Genomic DNA, 17,554 nt, shown 5'->3' with positions numbered 1-17,554 from the left:
TCGACGAACTTCTCTCTCACACCGCGAGGACGCCGCCATGGACATCATGGGACTGATGAAGCAGGCCCAGGCCATGCAGCAGAAGATGGCCGACCTTCAGTCCGAGCTCGACGGCGTCCAGGTCACGGGCGCGTCGGGCGGCGGCTCGGTCTCGGTGACGATGACCGCGAAGGGCGACGTGAAGGGCCTGACCCTCGATCCCGCGCTGCTCGTGCCGGACGAGAAGGAGATCCTCGAGGACCTGATCGTCGCCGCCCTCAACGACGCCAAGGCCAAGGCCGAGCGGGCCGCCCAGGAGCGGATGCAGGACCTGACCAAGGGCCTGCCGCTGCCACCCGGCATGAAGCTGCCATTCTAGCTTTTTTGATCCGGCTCGGCGTTTCGCAACATCGGGTCGGTCGCGTTCCCCTCTCCCCGCGGGCGGGGAGAGGGCTGTGTCCCCGTTCAGGGGACGCAGCGAGGCGATAGCCGAGGGTGAGGGGGAAGCGCCGAATGAGGCACTTCCGGAAGCACCCCCTCACCCCCGCTCCGGCTTTCGCCTGCGCTCACTTCATCGACGACAAGGTCGATGAAGTCCTCTCCCCGCCCGCGGGGAGAGGAGGATTCCGGGGCCTCCGCGTCCGGCGTACAGCACCCTACGAAAGACCCACTCCCCATGCCCCAGGCCGTCGCGGGTCCGGAGATCGAGCGGCTGATCCAGCTTCTGGCCCGCATGCCGGGCCTGGGGCCGCGCTCGGCCCGGCGGGCCGCCCTCCAGCTCATCAAGAAGCGCGAGACGCTGCTGGCGCCGCTGGCCGACGCGATGAAGGTCGCCTCCGACCGGATCGTGGTCTGCCACGAATGCGGCAACGTCGACACGCAGGATCCCTGCACGATCTGCCGCGACCAGAGCCGCGACCCCTCGATGCTGGTGGTGGTCGAGGACGTGTCGGACCTCTGGGCGCTGGAGCGCTCCGGCGCCGTGACGGCGCGCTACCACGTGCTCGGCGGCGTGCTGTCGGCGCTGGACGGCGTGCGGCCGGAAAACCTGAATCTCGGCCGCCTGGTCGAGCGGGTGAGCGCCCCGGAGATGCGCGAGGTGATCCTGGCGCTCAACGCCACGGTCGACGGGCAGACCACCGCCCATTACGTCACCGAGCTCCTGACCCACCTGCCGATCAAGGTGACGCGGCTCGCCCATGGCGTGCCGGTCGGCGGCGAGCTCGACTACCTCGACGAGGGCACGCTCTCGGCGGCGATCCGTCAGCGCACGGCGTTCTAGCCGGGCTGCGACATCGGGTTTGACCCCGGAGAGACGAATCCTTATCTCCCGGACACTTCACGGGCGCCGCTGCGGCGCCCGGCCCCCCGACTTTGCTGGCGCCCGAATGAGCATCCGTCCCCTCGTCATCCTGCCGGACGCGCGCCTGCGCGAGATCTCGGCGCCGGTCGGCACGATCACCGGCGACGTGCGGAAGCTCGCCGAGGACATGCTGGAGACGATGTACGACGCCCCGGGTGTCGGCCTCGCCGGCATCCAGATCGGCGAGGCGGTGCGTATCGTCACCATCGACACCTCGAAGGAGAAGGAGGACCGCAAGCCGCTCGTCCTCCTCGATCCGGAGATCGTCTGGACCTCGGAGGAGACCCGTCCCTACGAGGAGGGCTGCCTGTCGATTCCCGATTACTATGCCGAGGTGATCCGGCCCGACCGGGTGCGGGTGCGCTTCCGCACCCTCGACGGCGAGACCGTGGAGCAGGAGGCCGACGGCCTGCTTGCCACCTGCCTCCAGCACGAGATCGATCACCTCAACGGCGTGCTGTTCATCGACCACCTGTCGAAGCTCAAGCGCGACCGGGTGATGAAGAAGTTCGCCAAGGCGGCCAAGCGCGAAGCCGCCTGATATGCCGCTCAAGGTCGTGTTCATGGGCACCCCGGATTTCGCGGTGCCGACGCTGGCCGAGATCGTCGGCGGCGGCCACGAGGTCGTGGCGGTCTATACCCGCGCGCCCGCGCCCGCCGGCCGCGGCATGGCCTTGCGCCCCTCGCCGGTCCAGGCGCTCGCCGAAAAGTTCGGGCTTCCCGTCCTGACGCCGACGACGCTCCGCACCGAGGAGGCCGCCGAGACCTTTCGCGCCCACGAGGCCGACGTCGCCGTGGTGGTCGCCTACGGCATGATCCTGCCGCCGGCGATCCTCGACGCGCCGGCCTTGGGGTGCCTCAACCTCCACGCCTCCCTGCTGCCGCGCTGGCGCGGCGCGGCGCCGATCCAGCGCGCCGTGATGGCAGGCGATGAGGAGACCGGCGTCGCCGTGATGAAGATGGAGCCGGGCCTCGATACCGGCCCGGTCGGGATGCTGGAGCGGGTGGGCATCACCCCCAACATGACGGCCGGCGAGTTGCACGACCGGCTGATGCCGCTCGGCGCCGACCTGATGGCGCGGGCGCTCGGCGCGCTGGAGCGCGGCAACCTGCAATTCCGGGCCCAAAACCCGGAGGGCATCGCCTACGCCCACAAGATTACCAACGAGGAGGCGCGGCTCGATCTCTCGCAGCCGGCGCGCGCCGTCTACGACCGGATCCGCGGCCTGTCGCCCTTCCCCGGCGCCTACCTGATGGCCGATCTCGGCCGCGGGCCAGAGCGGGTGAAGGTGCTGCGGGCGCGCCGGGCGGACGGCTCGGGCGAGCCCGGGACGCTGCTGGATGCCGCCGGCACGGTCGCGTGCGGCGAGGGGGCTCTGCGCCTCGTCACCGTCCAGCCCGCCGGCAAGGGCGCGATGCCGTTCGAGGATTTTGCCCGCGGGCGGCAGCTCGCACCGGGCACCCGCCTCGCCTGATGCCCCGCTACAAGCTCGTCGTCGAGTATGACGGTACCGCCTTCGCCGGCTGGCAGCGCCAGGCCGCCGACCGCTCGGTGCAGCAGGCGCTGGAAGAGGCCATCGCCCGCTTCGTCGGCGGGCCGGTGCGGGTGCATTGCGCCGGGCGCACCGATGCCGGGGTGCATGCCACGCATCAGGTCGTCCATCTCGACCTCGACAAGCCGTGGCGCACCGACACCGTGCGCGATGCCGCCAACGCCCATCTGCGCCCCGAGCCGGTGGCGGTGATCGCGGCGGACGAGGTCGGGCCGGATTTCGACGCCCGCCACTCGGCGGTCAAGCGCCACTACCGCTACCGCATCCTCAATCGCCGCTCCCCGCCCGCTCTCACCCGCGGCTTCGTCTGGCACGTGCCCTGGGCGCTGGACGCCGCCCTCATGCACGAAGCGGCGCAGCTGATGCTCGGCCGGCACGATTTCTCCGCCTTCCGGGCGGCGGAGTGCCAGGCCAACAGCCCGGTCCGCACCCTCGACCGGCTCGACGTGACGCGCGAGGGCGAGGAGATCGTCGTGGTCACCGCGGCGCGCTCGTTCCTGCACCATCAGGTCCGCGGCATGGTCGGCACCCTGATGCTCGCCGGCGGCGGACGGCTCACCCCGCAGGGCGTGCGCGACGTGCTCGATTCCCGCGACCGCACCCGCTGCGGGCCGCTGGCGCCCTCGGGCGGGCTGACGCTGATCGGGGTGGATTATCCGGCGGCGTTCGAGTGAACGTTCGCGACTGAACGTTTCTGCCTCACTCCAGAGCCCCACGATGGTAATGGAGAATCGGTCGCCGCTGACGGTCCGGCGTGGAACAGTCCACCTGCACACCGTCCGGACCTCGGGTCGCCTGAATTTGCGACTATCGATTGTACCATGTGCCGCGGAAGGTTGTCCGCGACCGGTGTCCGGCGCACGATGCCGCTTGCCTTGTCGATCGAACAAATGTAGAACACGCTCAGGTCTCGGCAATGTGTGTTTCGGGCACAAGCTGCCCCCTCCCCTTGCCGGACCCGGCCGGTTCGGCCCAACTCGCGCGACCGAAGCGGTGGTCCGCGGCGTCGGGTGGGCGTGCGCCGGAACGAGCGCCCAAGTGAGATGGAACGAGAGGAGAGCGCGATGGCGGGCAGCGTGAACAAGGTGATCCTGGTGGGCAATCTCGGGCGCGACCCCGAGACCCGCCGGCTGGCCTCCGGCGATCCGGTGGTGAACCTGCGCCTGGCCACGTCCGAGTCCTGGAAGGACAAGGCGTCGGGCGAGCGCAAGGAGAAGACCGAGTGGCACTCGGTCGTGATCTACAACGAGAACCTGGCCCGCGTCGCCGAGCAGTACCTGCGCAAGGGCTCGAAGGTCTACGTCGAGGGGCAGCTCCAGACCCGCAAGTGGCAGGACCAGTCCGGCCAGGAGAAGTACACGACCGAGATCGTGCTGCAGCGCTTCCGCGGCGAGCTGACGATCCTCGACGGCCGCGGCGGCGGCGGCGAGGGCGGCATGTCCGAGATGGGCGGCGGCGACGAGATGGGCGGCGGCCAGATCAGCCGCGGCGGCGATTACGGTGGCGGCGGCGGTGGCCGCAGCTCCGGCGGACGTTCTTCTTCGTCCGGCGGCGAGCGGCGCCCGGCCCCGTCGTCGAGCGGCGGCGGCAACCAGAAGCGGTACGACGACCTGGACGACGATATCCCGTTCTAGGCCGCGCCCATCGCGACGGACTGCGATCCGGTCCGTCGCGACGTGCCTGCATCGGATGAGGGTCGCGAGCGGCGCCCGGCCACGACATGGCCGGGCGCCGCCTCGTTTCGCGGGTGCCCGACGGGGGCGGGGGTGCCGTCTCACGCAGGCTGCCGGACACCGATCGAAACACTTTAACGGGAATTCGTCGCGACACCGGCACAACCTCCAGTGATCAATTCATACTTGTTAAACGCCTCCCGCCGAGAGTGGGGAGAGACTTGGTTCGCGCTGTTCGTAGGGACGAGAATGCGTTTCGCTCCCGGAAGGCGTTCCAGGTTTCGCGACGATCGGGCGGGTCTCACGACGGTGCTGTTCGGCATCCTGCTGCCGATCATCATGGTGGGCATCGGCGGCAGCATCGAAATCGCGCGCGCCGTCGAGTACAAGCAGCGGCTGATCTCGGCGGCCGACCTGAGCTGCCGCCAGGCCAAGGTCTACGTCGATAGCCTGAGCGGCCTCAGCATGCCGAACGGCTACGTCGCGACGGTGCAATCCTACGCCGACAAGAACCGGTCGGAGCGAGCCCTTGCCGCGACCGCCCAGGTCACCGCCACGCCCACGGTCTCCGCCACGGTCCTGACCGTGCCGCCGCTGACGGTCCGCCCCGGCAACATCCACGTCGTGGCCAACGGCGCGGTCGCCTTGTTCTTCGAGCGCTTCCTCAACAGGGGCAGCGTCGATTTCGCTGTCGTACGCGACTGCACCGTCGAGGCCGCCTCCTCGTCCGGCCCGCCGACGACCCTGATGTCCGAGTCGTTCGAGGGCTACGCCTCGCAGCTGGTCGGCGGCTGGGCCGTGTTCGGCACCATGTCGCAGGCGAACTGCCCCAGCGCGCTCTGCCAGGGAAAATCCTGGGGCACGACCAATGCCGGCGTCGAGGTCGACCAGCTCTCGGCCATCGCGACGGGCGACGGCGTGCAATACGGCCAGTCCTTCGCCGAGCTGGACAGCGATTGCGCCAATCAGGTCGGCACCCGGACGCAGGCCCAGACAGCCGCCTGCCCCAGGAACGCCAACAGGAACACCGACACGACGAATTCGTCGATCAACATGGTCTTCAACCTGCCGGTCGGGGCCTACGAGATCCGCTACGTCTACACGGCCCGCAAGAACGTCGGCGCGTACCAGTATCCGAACGACACCGTCATCTGCTCGAACCCGAACGACACAGACGGCCTGACACGCGACGGCGACGTGGCGAGGAACGGGGCGAACATGAGCACGGTGTCCCTCGACGGCCAGACGCGGCGGATCGAGCTCTGGGTCGAACCGAAGACGAGCGGATACAAGTCCGACAGCCAATCCCTGACCGCCACGACAGACCCGCAATACATGAAGCAATATATGGCGGACGTGTGCGTCTGGTCGAAAACCTGGATCGAGCGCAGCTACAAATTCAAGGTGACGAAGCAGCAGGAATACCGGATCTCGTGGCGAGCGGCCGGGCTCGACGACAGCTTCGGCGGGCTGATCGACTATTTGCGCTTCTGCCAGAATTCCTGTCCGTGAATCGACCCGCCTGAGCGCATGCCATGGTCCCACCGCCCCTCTCGCCGAGAACGCACGATGATCTCGGCGGTCAGGATGCTGACGTGCCGGTCGGGGGCGACGGCGGTCGAGTTCGCCCTGATCGCCTTTCCCCTGCTGATGCTCGTGCTCGGGCTGCTGCAATTCGTGGTCTACTGCTACCTCCAGCAGACGATCAGCGACGCGCTCTACCAGACGGCCTCGAATCCCGAGCCGGAGATCCTGGCGCAGGACAAGCCGGGCTACGTCGCCAGGATCTGCGCCAAGGTCGCCTTCAGGCAGAGCTGCCTCGGTCAGGCCGGCGGCATCACGGTCGAGGCCATGAGGCTCCCGACCGTGCCGACGGCGTCGCTCGCGATCACCGGCACCGTCTTCGACACCGGCGCGAGCCAGGACGTCATCCTGCTGCGGGCGAAGATGCCGGCGCCGCGTCTCGTCCCGATGGTTCCGGAGCTGGTCGCCCAGGATTCGGTCGTCTTCCGTCGATAGGGGTGTGAATCCACCGGATGCCGGCCCGCCTCGACACGTTCCTGCGCTCCGTCCGGGGCACGGCATCGGTGGAATTCGCCGTGATCAGCAGCCTCGCGCTGCTGATGTTCATGGGAACGCACGACATCGTCTTCATGGTCAACACGAAGCGGGACGTGAACCGGGCCTCGGTGGTGATCGCGCGGGCGATGTCCACCTGCCCAAGCTCGAGCTGCATGTCGGATCTGATCGACGCGTACATCAAGCGCCGGGCCAATACGTTCGTGCGCTATCCCGGCGCGACGATCGACATGTTCATGATCCAGAGGAGCGGCGGGACGGTGAAGGTCTGCTCCGGCACGCGGACGACCCTGACCGATGCCGACGTGATCGCCTCCGCGGGCAACATCATGCGCGACGGCGACATCGGGGCCGCGGTCATCGTCAGCAGCACCTACACCTCCGTGCTGCCGAGATTCGTGAAGACCTACATCAGCCCGTCGGGCGTGTCCTATCGCGGGTACGCGATCGACGTGATGACGAACGCGAACGCGATCTGCTGAACCCGGGCCGGCACGCGGTGGCGCCGGCCCGGGCTTCGAGGCAGGGCGCCGCCTCGCGCGGCGCCCTGCCCTCTCCGTCCGTCAGGCCGGTGCGCCCGCCGCCTTGGCCTCGCGGCGCCGGGCGTGCAGCACGTACTCGGTGTAGCCGTTGGGCTGGACGCGGCCCTTGAAGACCAGATCGCAGGCGGCCTGGAAGGCGGGACCGTCGAAGCCCGGCGCCATCGGGCGGTAGAGCGGGTCGCCGGCATTCTGGCGGTCGACCACCTTCGCCATGCGCTTCATCGTCTCCATCACCTGCTCGTGCGACACCACGCCGTGGTGCAGCCAGTTGGCGATGTGCTGGGACGAGATCCGCAGGGTGGCCCGGTCCTCCATGAGGGCCACGTCGTGGATGTCCGGCACCTTGGAGCAGCCGACGCCCTGGTCGATCCAGCGCACGACGTAGCCCAGGATGCTCTGGACGTTGTTGTCGATCTCCTGCTGCACGTCGTCGGGGGCGAAGTTCGAGCGGGCGAGCGGAACCTGCAGGATCTCGTCGAGGGCCGAGCGCGGGCGGCGCGCCAGCTCCTGCTGGCGGGCCTTCACGTCGGTCTCGTGGTAGTGCAGCGCGTGGAGCGTCGCGGCGGTCGGCGAGGGCACCCAGGCGGTCGAGGCGCCGGCCTTGGGGTGGGCGCCCTTCTGCATCAGCATCTCGGCCATGGCATCGGGGGCCGCCCACATGCCCTTGCCGATCTGCGCCCGGCCGAGCAGGCCGCAGGCGAGACCCACGTCGACGTTGTTCTCCTCGTAGCCCTTGATCCAGGGCGTGCCCTTCATGTCGTTCTTGCGGATGACCGGGCCGGCCTCCATCGAGGTGTGGATCTCGTCGCCGGTGCGGTCGAGGAAGCCGGTATTGATGAACACCACCCGCTCGGCCGCGGCCTTGATGCAGGCGGCGAGGTTGACCGTGGTGCGGCGCTCCTCGTCCATGATGCCCATCTTGAGCGTGTTGGGCGCCAAGCCCAGCATCGCCTCGACGCGGTTGAACAGCTCGACCGCGAAGGCGACCTCGTCGGGCCCGTGCATCTTCGGCTTGACGATGTAGACCGAGCCGCGGCGGCTGTTGCGCAAGCCCGTGCTCTTGAGGTCGTGGATCGCGATCAGGGCCGTCACGGCGGCGTCGAGCATCCCCTCCGGCACCTCGGCGCCGGACTCGTCCAGCACCGCGTCGGTGAACATGTGGTGGCCGACATTGCGCACCAGCATCAGCGAGCGGCCCGGCACCGTGACCTCGCCCGCGCCGTCGGGCGCGGTGTAGGTCCGGTCGGGGTTGAGCTTGCGCTCGAAGCGCTTACCGTCCTTCTCGACCGCCGCCGCGAGGGTGCCGTTCATCAGGCCGAGCCAGTTGCGGTAGACCACGACCTTGTCGTCGGCATCGACCGCCGCGACCGAATCCTCGAGGTCCATGATCGTCGAGACCGCGGATTCGACCAGGATGTCGGCGACGCCCGACGCGTCGAAGCGGCCGATGCGGTGGGTGCGGTCGAGGACGATCTCGACGTGCAGGCCGTTGTGGCGCAGGAGCAGGGCGTTGGGCGAGCTGGCCTTGCCGCGGTAGCCCGCGAAGGCCTCCGGCCGGGCGAGCGGGATCGTGTCGCCGGTGTTCATGTTGCCGACGAGCTGGCCGCCCTCGACCGCGTAGGTCACCACGTCGGCGTGGCGGCCGCCGGCGAGCGGCACGGTGCGGTCGAGGAAGGCACGGGCGCGGGCCACCACCCGGGCGCCGCGGGTGCGGTTGTAGCCGCCGCCGCGGGTCGCACCGCCCTCCTCCGACACCGCGTCGGTGCCGTAGAAAGCGTCGTAGAGCGAGCCCCAGCGGGCATTGGCGGCGTTCAGCGCGTAGCGGGCGTTCGAGGTCGGCACCACGAGCTGCGGGCCGGCGATGGTGGCGATCTCGTCGTCGACGTTGTCGGTGCGCACCTGGACCGGGCCGGGATCGGGCAGGAGGTAGCCGATCTCGGTGAGGAAGGCCTTGTAGGCCGCCTCGTCCACCGGCTTGCCGACCCGCTCGCGGTGATACGCGTCGATTTTGGCCTGCAGGGCGTCGCGGGTCTCCAGCAGGGCGCGGTTGCGGGGCGCGAGGTCGCGCGCGAGACCCGCGAGCCCGTTCCAGAACGCCTCGGGGGCGACCCCCGTGCCCGGCAGGGCCTCCTCGACCACGAAGTCGTGCAGCACCCGGGCCACCGACAGGCCACCGATCGTCTTGCGATCCATCATGTTCCTCCCGCGGGCAACCGCACGTGCCGCGTCCCGGTCCCCTTAACAGGCGACGGAGGTGCCAGAAAGTCGGGGTTCCGCCGACAAGCCCCGCCGGGGGAGCGGCGAATCGGAGCGGGGCGGGTCGCGGCGGGATGAGACGCCGTGACGAAAACGTAATGCATGTGGTGAGCGAAAACGCTCCGCTCGGGCGTTGCCTCCCCGTGACAAACGCCCGTCCCCCTCCCATCTCGTGGGCGCCGGGCCGGGTCCGCCCACCGGCAACCGAAGGAGTACGGCTCCATGAACAGCGAAGAACGCGACGTCATCAACGGCATATTCCAGCGACTGGAGCAGGCCGCGCAGCAGCCCCGCGATGCCGACGCGGAGCGCTTCATCGCCGACAAGATCCGCGCCCAGCCCTATGCCCCCTACGCGATGGCGCAGCTCGTCTACGTGCAGGAGGAGGCGATCAAGAGCCTCAACCAGCAGCTCGAGCAGGCCCGGGCCGAGGCGCAGCGCGGCGGCCAGGCCGCGAGCCAGGGCGGGGGCGGCGGCTTCTTCTCCAGCATCTTCGGCGGCGGCTCGCGGCCGGAGCCGCAGCAGCAACCGCCGCGCGGCGGCGCCTGGGGCAACCAGGGCGGCGGCTACGGCCAGCCGCAGCCCGGCTATGGTCAGCAGCAGCCCGGCTACGGCGGTCCCCCGCCCGGCTACGCCCAGCCGCAGCAGGGCGGTCCCTGGGGCGGCCAGCAGGCCGCGCCGCAGCGGGCCGGCGGCGGCTTCCTCGCCACGGCGCTGCCGATGGCGGCGGGCGCGGCAGGCGGCATGCTGCTCGGCAGCGCGCTCAGCAACGCCTTCGCGGGCGGCCACTCGTCGCTCGGCAGCATGGCGGGCCTCGGCGGCGGCTCCGGCATGGGCGGCGGCGAGACCGTGATCGAAAATAACTACTTCGGCAACCAGGGCGGCAGCGAGGATTTCGGCGCGCCGCTCGGCGGTGACGATGCCGGCTTCCAGGACGCCTCGTTCGACGGCGACATGGGCGACGGCGGCAGCGACGACTGGGTCTGACCGGCCCGTCTGTTCCTCATGAAGGGGCCCCGCCGCGGCGACGCGGCGGGGCCCTTTTTCGTCGTCGGATCACGCCCCTCGTCAGATCACCTGCACGCGGGCCCCGACCGGCACGCGCTCGTAGAGGTCCATCACGTCCTCGTTCATCATCCGGATGCAGCCCGAGGAGACCGACTGGCCGATCGTATGCGGCTCGTTGGTGCCGTGGATGCGGTAGAGCGAGGAGCCGAGATAGAGGGCCCGGGCGCCGAGGGGATTGGCGGGACCGCCGGCCATGTGGCGCGGCAGGTCGGGGCGGCGGCGCAGCATCTCGGCCGGCGGCGTCCAGTCCGGCCATTCGCGCTTGGCGCTCACGGTCTTCATGCCCGACCAGGCGAAGCCCGGCCGCCCGACGCCGATGCCGTAGCGCAGGGCCCGTCCGCCGGGCTGGACGAGGTAGAGGAAGCGCGAGGGCGTATCGATCACGATCGTGCCGGGCCGCTGCCCGCCGTCATAGGCGACCTCCTGGCGCTGGAAGCGCGGATCCATCGCCCGGCCGATCCCCTCCTCGCGGGCCTCCGGCAGCGCCGCCCGGCGGGTGCCGGGCGCCTCGAACGGATCGGGCGCGTAGGCCTGCTGCATCGGCGGCCGGGATGCGGGCGCTTGCGGGGCGTAGGCCTGCTGCGGCGCATAGGCCGGCGGTGGCGCGTAGGCCCGGACCGGCACCGGGTCGCCCGAATGCAGGACGGCCCCGGGCTCGACCGGCGCGTAACCGGCCAGCGCGTAGCCGACCTGCGCCCCCGAGGTGCCGGCGGCATAGCCCGCCGTGCGGGCATAGGCCGGCCGCTGCCCGTAGGCCTCGCCGGCATAGGCGCCCGGCCGGGTCGCGTAGCCGGCTTGGCCGTAGGCGGCTTGGCCGTAGCCTGCTTGGCCATAGCGGGCTTGGCCGTAGCCGCGGCCGTCCAGGATCGTCCCGTCGGGCGCGACCGGCGCCGCGCGCAGGGGACGGGCGACCGCTCCCGGGTCCTGCCCGGTCATCAGGTACTCGATGAAGCCGCCGCCATAGCCGGTCGTTCCCTGCGCCAGGGCCGGACCGATGCCGAGCGCCATCATGCCCAGCCCCGCCGCGACCGTCCCGGCCCGCACCATCCCGCGCATCACCATCGCACCCCAGCCTCGAAGATCCGTCCGACCGATCGCCGTCTCCGGCGACAGGAGAGCGGATCGCCGGGGACCGGGCCGTGAAGGAACGTGGTGAGCGTTTCCCTAAACCCTTGCGCCGAACCGTTAATCCGCCGGCATCGTGAATCCTTCGTCACTGCCTGCCCCTGCGGCGCCGGGCATTCAGCAATTCGCAATCAATCCTGGCGACACTGCACCGCGTGGGCCGTACGATGCGGCCGCGGTTGCAGGCTCTCTCGGATCCATGAAGAACAAGCGCTTCCGCATCGAGGAAAGTCTCGGCGTTTCCCATGCTCAGGTCGAGGCGTCGCCTCAGCCGAATCCGGCCAACGACGACCGGATCTCCGAGATCCTGGCGACGGTCAACGAGCTGAAGCGGCTGACCCAGACCACGACCGGCGACGTGATCGACGCCTGCCGGCGCGAGATGGCCGAAGTCTACGGGATGCGCACCGAGCTCGACGTGATGAAGGCCGCGATCGGCCGGACCAAGCACGAGATCGCGGTGCTGCACCGGCAGGACTTCGACGGCAAGGGCGTGCGCCGGGCGGCCGGCGAACTCGACGCGGTGGTCGACGCGACCGAGCGCGCCACCACCACCATCCTGGCCGCGGTCGAGGAGATCGAGACCCACGCCTCGGTGCTGCGCTCGACCGGCGGGCTCAAGGACAGCTCCAGCGTCGACGCCATCCTCGACCGCACCGTCGTGCTCTATGAGGCCTGCAACTTCCAGGACCTGACCGGCCAGCGGATCAGCAAGATCGTCAACGTCCTGAAGTTCGTCGAGGACCATATCGACCGGATGATCGACGCCTGGGGCGGCCTGGACGCGTTCAAGGATCTGATCGGCGAGAGCGCCGGGGTCAGCATCGACGACGAGAGCAGCCTCCTCAACGGGCCGAAGCTCGACGAGGATCCGGGCCACGTCGACCAGAACGACATCGACGCCCTGTTCGACTGAGAACCCGCGCGGCCCCGGTGCGGGCGCCGTGCCAGGGATCTCGAAAACCCGCCGTGTCGCCCGCCATCCCGGTCCCCGGGGCGCCGCGGACCGTCCCGGCGGGTTTCGCCGTGTTCGGCGTGCGCTGGTCGGACACTGGCTGGATCGGGCGACGCGAGAGCAGCACCCGATCACGTTGCAATCACGGTACACGCCATTGAAGAAAGTGGAGGCCACCACGCGGGCGTTCCACCCCCTTTCCCGGACGACTGGAGCGTCAGCGGAAGGAGATCCGGGATCCAGCAGAGGACATGCCGCGAAGCGGCTCAACCTGTTGCACCGTCGCAGACAATGAGACGCTTCGCGGCTTTTCGTGCTGGATTCCGGATCTCTTTCCGCTTCGCTTCAGTCGTCCGGAAAAGGGGTTGGTTTGCAATGGGTCATAGAGCTTGGCTGCACGGTTCTCGGCCAGTGTCGTGTACCGTGACGTTGCAATCGGACGCTGCTCCAGGTCTTTGTTTTTGCAGTATTTTCTACGACGAAGCGGCATCCGCTTGGTCGGAAAATGCTCTAAAGCGACGCCCGCCCGAAGAGGCGCGACCACGCCCCCGCAAGGCGGGAACCTGCCCCCGCGAGGCCGCCCGGCGCCGGCGCGATCCGCTCCATCCGCCGCAGCAGATCCTCGGCCGCCGCCCGCGGGTCGGCGAGGTGCTGCTGGCTGCCGAAGGCGCCGGGTGCGGCCTCCGCCGTACCGGGCTGGTGGAGGTAGGAGACGGCGTTGCCGCACAGGACGTCGACGAGCCGGAAGGTCGGGTTGATCGTGCGCCCCGGGCTCAGCGCCGCCACCCGGCGGCCGGGCGGTGCGAACAGCGTCGTGTGCAGGGCCGAGCCGAGGGAGCCCGCCACCACCCGGCGCCGGGCGAAGAGCCGGACCTGCTCGGCGAAGCTCATCGCCTCCGGGTGCAGGATCTCGACGCCCTCGCGGGCCAGGATCTCCGTCACCTCGTCCTCGTTGGCGAAGCGCCGCACGCCGCCGGCGAGCCGGGTCTTGGCGAGGTAGGCGGGCCGGTCATCGGCATCGACCTCGTCGGGCGCGTAGCAGCCGGCCCCGATCGCGAGGCACAGGTCGCGGAAGGCCGCGTGCCCGAACGCCTCCTCCTGGAAGGCCGGGGCCGGCACGATCGCGCGGCGCAGGCGCCGCGGCCCCTCGAAGGCATGGATGTCGCGCACGTCGAGGCCGAGGCGGGACAGGATGTCGACGGCGAAGCGGTAGGGCTGCCACAGCGCCGGGTCGGTCGGTGCGTAGCAGAGGATCGGCGCCGCCGGCCGGCCGGACAGGAGCGGCCAGAACCGCGGCAGGGTGGTGACGAGGAAGTGCCCGTAATGCAGATGGGCGCCGCCGAGGAAGAGATAGGCCTCCTCCGGCGCCTCGGGCACGTCCTCCGGCAGGCCCCCCGCCCAGTCCCGGGGCCAGTCGGTGCGCTGCCAGGACGGGACGGTGCCGCGGTAATCGACGCTCTCGGGCACGAAGCGGCGTGCATCGTCGAACAGGGCCGAGGGCCGGCCCCGCGCCTCGCTGTGCGGCAGGTAGAGGGCGTTCTCGACCGTGCGCACCGCCGGCAGGTCGCGCCGGATCGGCGGGATGCGGGGCGTCCGGCAGTCGCGCAGGCTCATGCAGGCAAACTCATGCGGGCGAATTCATGCGGGCGGTTTCATGCGGGAGGGGGCTCCTCTGAGGCGTCGTCGGGGCGGCATCGGGCGCCGGTGGCCTTTTAGCGCCCGGGCGCGCTCTTTCCAGCGGCGGCGGCGGCGCCTACATCGCGGGGATGAGCCGACAGCCTGGGAACGACGTGCCACCCGACGCCCTCGACGCGATCGAGGACGACGAGGAGGCGGTGGACGCCCTCGACACCTCGCCGGAGATCGACTTCGACCTCGATGCCGGGGCCGGGGCGATCCAGGCCGGCACCGCGGTGATCCGCCGGTTCTGGACCACGCTGCCGACCTCGCCGGGCGTCTACCGGATGTTCGACGCCAAAGGCGACGTGCTCTACGTCGGCAAGGCCAAGAACCTGAAGAACCGGGTCGGCTCCTACGCGCGGGGCCAGGCGCACACCAACCGCATCGCCCGGATGATCGCCGAGACGGCCTCGATGGAGTTCGTCACCACGGCGACCGAGACCGAGGCGCTGCTGCTGGAAGCCAACCTCATCAAGCAGCTGAAGCCCCGCTTCAACGTGCTGATGCGGGACGACAAGTCCCTGCCCTACATCCTGCTCACGGCGGATTCCGACGCGCCGCAACTCGTCAAGCACCGCGGGGCGCGGCGCCGGGCCGGCCATTATTACGGCCCCTTCGCCAGCGTCTGGGCGGTCAACCGCACGGTGAACGCGCTCCAGCGCGCCTTCCTCCTGCGCTCCTGCTCCGACAGCTATTTCGAGAACCGCTCGCGGCCCTGCCTGCTCTACCAGATCAAGCGCTGCTCGGGCCCCTGCACGAACGAGATCTCGGTCGAGGACTATGCCGGGCTGGCCGCCGAGGCGCGGGGTTTTCTCTCGGGCAAGTCCAACGCCATCAAGGAGCGGATGGCCGCCGAGATGCAGGCGGCCTCCGATGCCTGGGAATTCGAGAAGGCGGCGCGCTACCGCGACCGCATCGCCGCGCTCGCCGCCATCCAGGGCGTGCAGGGCGTGAACACCCAAGGGATCGAGGAGGCCGACGTCTTCGCCCTCGACGAGCAGGCCGGGCAGTTCTGCATCGAGGTGTTCTTCTTCCGCAACTGGCAGAACTGGGGCAACCGGGCCTACTTCCCGAAGGCCGACCGCAGCATGAGCCCGGCCGAGGTGCTGGCCTCGTTCCTGGCCCAGTTCTACGACGACAAGCCGGCACCGCGGCTGGTGCTGACCTCGCACGAGATCGAGGATGCGGAGCTTCTGGCCGCCGCCCTCTCGACCAAGGGCGAGAACCGGGTCGAGATCCACTGCCCGAAACGGGCCGAGCGGAAGAACCTCGTCGATTACGCCGCCCGCAACGCCCGCGAGGCCCTGGCCCGGCGCCTCGCCGACACCGCCTCGCAGGGCAAGCTTCTCGCGGCGCTCGGCACCTCGTTCAACCTCGCGGCGGCGCCCCGCCGCATCGAGGTCTACGACAACTCCCACATCATGGGCACGAACGCCGTCGGGGCGATGATCGTGGCCGGCCCCACCGGCTTCATGAAGACCCATTACCGGACCTTCACCATCAAGTCCGAGGAGGTGAAGCCCGGCGACGATTACGGCATGATGCGCGAGGTGCTGCAGCGCCGCTTCGCGCGCCTCGTCAAGGAGCACCCGCGCACAAGGGCCGAGGCGAGCGTGGCGGCCGCCGCGGGGGGGCCGTCGGAGCCGGAGCCCGCGCCGGACCCGAGCGACACCGACGCCTTCCCGGCCTGGCCCGACCTCGTGCTGATCGACGGCGGCCGCGGCCAGCTCGAGGCGGCCCGCAAGGCCCTCGTCGAGGTCGGGGTCACCGACGTGCCGCTCGTCGGCATCGCCAAGGGGCGCGACCGGGATGCGGGCCGCGAGACCTTCTTCGTGCCCGGCCAGGCGCCGTTCCGCCTGCCGCCGCGGGACCCGACGCTCTACTTCGTCCAGCGCCTGCGCGACGAGGCCCACCGCTTCGCCATCGGGGCACACCGGGCCAAGCGCAAGCGCGAGATGGTGAAGAACCCCCTCGACGAGATCCCAGGGATAGGCCCGACCCGCAAGCGCGCGCTCCTGCACCATTTCGGGACCGTGAAGGCGATCGAGCGGGCCGCGCTGGAGGACCTTGCCAAGACGCCGGGCGTCAACGCCGCGACCGCCCGGGCGGTCTACGACTTTTTCCACGCCGATGCGTGAGGCGGAGGGATCCGTGACGCCCTGTCCGGGTTCAGCCGTGTTGACGCCCCCTCCCCCCGCGTGGTTTCACCGAAGGCGATGAACGTGGTCCTGCCCCGGCGCCGCTCGACGGCCCTGAACCTCGCCAACATGCTGACCTACGGCCGTCTGGTCGCGGTTCCGGTGGTGGTGGCGCTGCTGTTCTGGCCGCAGGACGACACCGCCCGGTGGATCGCCGTCGCGGTCTTCGTGGCGGCCGCGATCACCGACTATCTCGACGGCTACGTCGCCCGCACCTATTCCCAGAGCTCGGCGCTCGGGCGGATGCTCGACCCGATCGCCGACAAGCTGCTCGTCGCCGCGAGCCTGCTGATGCTCTGCGCCGACGGGACGATCCGCGGCTGGTCGCTCTGGGCCGCCATCGTGATCCTGTGCCGGGAGATCCTGGTCTCGGGCCTGCGCGAGTACCTCGCCGAGCTGAAGGTCGGCGTGCCGGTGAGCCGGGTCGCCAAGTGGAAGACCGCCGTGCAGCTCGTGGCGCTCGGCGTGCTGATCGCCGGTCCGGCCGGCGAGCGGGTGCTGCCCGGCAACGGCACGCTCGGCCTCGTGCTGCTGTGGCTCGCCGCCGCGCTGACGCTCTATACCGGCTACGACTACATGCGCTCCGGGATCCGCCACGTCATCGACGACGAGAGATGAGCGATACCCCATGAAGCTCGTCTACTTCGCCTGGGTCCGGGAGCGGATCGGCCGCCCCGAGGAAACCCTCGACCTGCCGCCCGAGGTCGCGACCGTCGCCGATCTCGTCGCCTTCCTGAAGGGTCGGGGCGAGGAATACGCCTACGCCTTCGAGACCGAGGGCGTGGTGCGCGCCGCCGTCGACCGGGTCCACGCCAAGCCCGAGACGCCGCTCGCCGGCGCCGCCGAGGTGGCGTTCTTCCCGCCGATGACCGGGGGGTGAGGCGGATCCGCTCCGCGGGACGTCGTTCACCGCGCGCCACGATCCTCCGATCCTCCGGGTCAACCCGGGGCCGCGGAGCCTGCAGGACGAGGCGAATCGCGTCCCGCATCCGTCCGACAGGCCTGCGGCTCCGGATCCCGGGCTCCGCTGCGCGACCCCGGGTTGACCCTGGGAATGGTCGATCGGAGCGCTGATCCGGCCGC

At 70.2% G+C, this 17,554-nt stretch carries 17 protein-coding genes; 14 read left to right on the top strand and 3 right to left on the bottom strand.

All coding sequences use genetic code 11. The features are described 5' to 3' along the window. The first annotated feature begins 37 nt into the window (after positions 1–37). The 9 genes from miv_RS03995 (at position 38) to miv_RS03955 (ending at position 7,129) form a co-directional block, all read left to right on the top strand. Positions 38–358: a YbaB/EbfC family nucleoid-associated protein gene (locus tag miv_RS03995; protein ID WP_048431602.1), complete on the top strand. Its 321-nt coding sequence runs from the start codon at positions 38–40 to the stop codon at positions 356–358. Between the two features lie 297 nt (positions 359–655). Continuing rightward, positions 656–1,261 carry a recombination mediator RecR gene (recR, locus tag miv_RS03990; protein ID WP_058620712.1) on the top strand — a complete coding sequence of 202 codons (606 nt, stop codon included), beginning with the start codon at positions 656–658 and terminating at the stop codon, positions 1,259–1,261. A gap of 106 nt (positions 1,262–1,367) precedes the next feature. Then, on the top strand, positions 1,368–1,883 hold the full coding sequence (gene def, locus miv_RS03985; RefSeq protein WP_048461565.1) for a peptide deformylase: 516 nt from the start codon (positions 1,368–1,370) through the stop codon (positions 1,881–1,883). Between the two features lies 1 nt (position 1,884). Next, a complete protein-coding gene (gene fmt / locus miv_RS03980; protein WP_207181551.1) occupies positions 1,885–2,817 on the top strand; it encodes a methionyl-tRNA formyltransferase in 933 nt (310 codons plus the stop codon). Next, positions 2,817–3,569, top strand: coding sequence for a tRNA pseudouridine(38-40) synthase TruA (gene truA, locus miv_RS03975; protein ID WP_207181550.1), 753 nt, complete (start codon positions 2,817–2,819; stop codon positions 3,567–3,569). The genes fmt and truA overlap by 1 nt, the downstream gene beginning before the upstream one ends. Positions 3,570–3,959: 390 nt before the next feature. Continuing rightward, positions 3,960–4,529 (top strand): single-stranded DNA-binding protein, encoded by a 570-nt coding sequence (ssb, locus tag miv_RS03970; RefSeq protein WP_207181549.1) that lies wholly within the window; start codon positions 3,960–3,962, stop codon positions 4,527–4,529. A 348-nt stretch (positions 4,530–4,877) separates the two neighbouring features. Further along, the gene (locus miv_RS03965) at positions 4,878–6,080 is read left to right on the top strand and encodes a TadE/TadG family type IV pilus assembly protein (RefSeq protein ID WP_207181548.1); all 1,203 of its coding nucleotides are present in this window, start codon (positions 4,878–4,880) and stop codon (positions 6,078–6,080) included. Positions 6,081–6,137: 57 nt separating this feature from the next. Continuing rightward, positions 6,138–6,587, top strand: coding sequence for a TadE/TadG family type IV pilus assembly protein (locus tag miv_RS03960; protein ID WP_207181547.1), 450 nt, complete (start codon positions 6,138–6,140; stop codon positions 6,585–6,587). A gap of 17 nt (positions 6,588–6,604) precedes the next feature. Continuing rightward, complete coding sequence (locus miv_RS03955; protein ID WP_207181545.1) at positions 6,605–7,129, top strand: TadE/TadG family type IV pilus assembly protein; 525 nt, start codon at positions 6,605–6,607, stop codon at positions 7,127–7,129. An 81-nt stretch (positions 7,130–7,210) separates the two neighbouring features. On the opposite strand, the gene miv_RS03950 is transcribed toward miv_RS03955, so the two are convergent. Continuing rightward, positions 7,211–9,382, bottom strand: coding sequence for a malate synthase G (locus miv_RS03950; RefSeq protein WP_207181544.1), 2,172 nt, complete (start codon positions 9,380–9,382; stop codon positions 7,211–7,213). Positions 9,383–9,667: 285 nt separating this feature from the next. On the opposite strand from miv_RS03950, the gene miv_RS03945 reads away from it, so the two are divergent. After that, positions 9,668–10,432: a DUF2076 domain-containing protein gene (locus miv_RS03945; protein ID WP_207181543.1), complete on the top strand. Its 765-nt coding sequence runs from the start codon at positions 9,668–9,670 to the stop codon at positions 10,430–10,432. 81 nt (positions 10,433–10,513) lie between these two features. Here the strand turns inward: miv_RS03945 and miv_RS03940 are convergent, their stop codons facing one another. Beyond that, positions 10,514–11,191: a L,D-transpeptidase gene (locus miv_RS03940; protein ID WP_207183386.1), complete on the bottom strand. Its 678-nt coding sequence runs from the start codon at positions 11,189–11,191 to the stop codon at positions 10,514–10,516. A 646-nt stretch (positions 11,192–11,837) separates the two neighbouring features. Between miv_RS03940 and miv_RS03930 the strand changes: the two genes are divergently transcribed. Beyond that, the gene (locus miv_RS03930) at positions 11,838–12,554 is read left to right on the top strand and encodes a chemotaxis protein (protein ID WP_048426494.1); all 717 of its coding nucleotides are present in this window, start codon (positions 11,838–11,840) and stop codon (positions 12,552–12,554) included. Positions 12,555–13,103: 549 nt separating this feature from the next. Here the strand turns inward: miv_RS03930 and miv_RS03925 are convergent. Further along, positions 13,104–14,207 carry a glycosyltransferase family 61 protein gene (locus miv_RS03925; protein WP_207181542.1) on the bottom strand — a complete coding sequence of 368 codons (1,104 nt, stop codon included), beginning with the start codon at positions 14,205–14,207 and terminating at the stop codon, positions 13,104–13,106. Positions 14,208–14,359: 152 nt separating this feature from the next. On the opposite strand from miv_RS03925, the gene uvrC reads away from it, so the two are divergent. The 3 genes from uvrC to moaD all read left to right on the top strand — a co-directional run bounded on the left by uvrC (position 14,360) and on the right by moaD (position 17,351). Next, on the top strand, positions 14,360–16,411 hold the full coding sequence (gene uvrC, locus miv_RS03920) for an excinuclease ABC subunit UvrC (protein WP_207181541.1): 2,052 nt from the start codon (positions 14,360–14,362) through the stop codon (positions 16,409–16,411). A gap of 78 nt (positions 16,412–16,489) precedes the next feature. Further along, on the top strand, positions 16,490–17,089 hold the full coding sequence (gene pgsA / locus miv_RS03915; protein WP_048426492.1) for a CDP-diacylglycerol--glycerol-3-phosphate 3-phosphatidyltransferase: 600 nt from the start codon (positions 16,490–16,492) through the stop codon (positions 17,087–17,089). A gap of 10 nt (positions 17,090–17,099) precedes the next feature. Further along, positions 17,100–17,351, top strand: coding sequence for a molybdopterin converting factor subunit 1 (gene moaD / locus miv_RS03910; protein WP_091752790.1), 252 nt, complete (start codon positions 17,100–17,102; stop codon positions 17,349–17,351). The last annotated feature ends 203 nt before the right edge of the window (positions 17,352–17,554 follow it).

Origin of the sequence: Methylobacterium indicum (assembly GCF_017347565.1) — a bacterium.
GTDB lineage: Bacteria > Pseudomonadota > Alphaproteobacteria > Rhizobiales > Beijerinckiaceae > Methylobacterium > Methylobacterium indicum.
Note: the sequence above shows the minus strand (reverse complement) of the source record. Positions and strands in the feature narration are given on the sequence as shown.

Excerpts from the sequence above, each read along its gene's own strand:
- fmt (WP_207181551.1), top strand. The coding sequence starts at position 1,885 with ATGCCGCTCAAGGTCGTGTTCATGGGCACCCCGGATTTCGCGGTGCCG.
- miv_RS03925 (WP_207181542.1), bottom strand. The coding sequence starts at position 14,207 with ATGAGCCTGCGCGACTGCCGGACGCCCCGCATCCCGCCGATCCGGCGC.
- miv_RS03960 (WP_207181547.1), top strand. The coding sequence starts at position 6,138 with ATGATCTCGGCGGTCAGGATGCTGACGTGCCGGTCGGGGGCGACGGCG.
- miv_RS03930 (WP_048426494.1), top strand. The coding sequence starts at position 11,838 with ATGAAGAACAAGCGCTTCCGCATCGAGGAAAGTCTCGGCGTTTCCCAT.
- pgsA (WP_048426492.1), top strand. The coding sequence starts at position 16,490 with ATGAACGTGGTCCTGCCCCGGCGCCGCTCGACGGCCCTGAACCTCGCC.
- truA (WP_207181550.1), top strand. The coding sequence starts at position 2,817 with ATGCCCCGCTACAAGCTCGTCGTCGAGTATGACGGTACCGCCTTCGCC.
- miv_RS03950 (WP_207181544.1), bottom strand. The coding sequence starts at position 9,382 with ATGGATCGCAAGACGATCGGTGGCCTGTCGGTGGCCCGGGTGCTGCAC.
- miv_RS03995 (WP_048431602.1), top strand. The coding sequence starts at position 38 with ATGGACATCATGGGACTGATGAAGCAGGCCCAGGCCATGCAGCAGAAG.
- recR (WP_058620712.1), top strand. The coding sequence starts at position 656 with ATGCCCCAGGCCGTCGCGGGTCCGGAGATCGAGCGGCTGATCCAGCTT.
- uvrC (WP_207181541.1), top strand. The coding sequence starts at position 14,360 with ATGAGCCGACAGCCTGGGAACGACGTGCCACCCGACGCCCTCGACGCG.
- ssb (WP_207181549.1), top strand. The coding sequence starts at position 3,960 with ATGGCGGGCAGCGTGAACAAGGTGATCCTGGTGGGCAATCTCGGGCGC.
- def (WP_048461565.1), top strand. The coding sequence starts at position 1,368 with ATGAGCATCCGTCCCCTCGTCATCCTGCCGGACGCGCGCCTGCGCGAG.
- miv_RS03955 (WP_207181545.1), top strand. The coding sequence starts at position 6,605 with ATGCCGGCCCGCCTCGACACGTTCCTGCGCTCCGTCCGGGGCACGGCA.
- moaD (WP_091752790.1), top strand. The coding sequence starts at position 17,100 with ATGAAGCTCGTCTACTTCGCCTGGGTCCGGGAGCGGATCGGCCGCCCC.
- miv_RS03945 (WP_207181543.1), top strand. The coding sequence starts at position 9,668 with ATGAACAGCGAAGAACGCGACGTCATCAACGGCATATTCCAGCGACTG.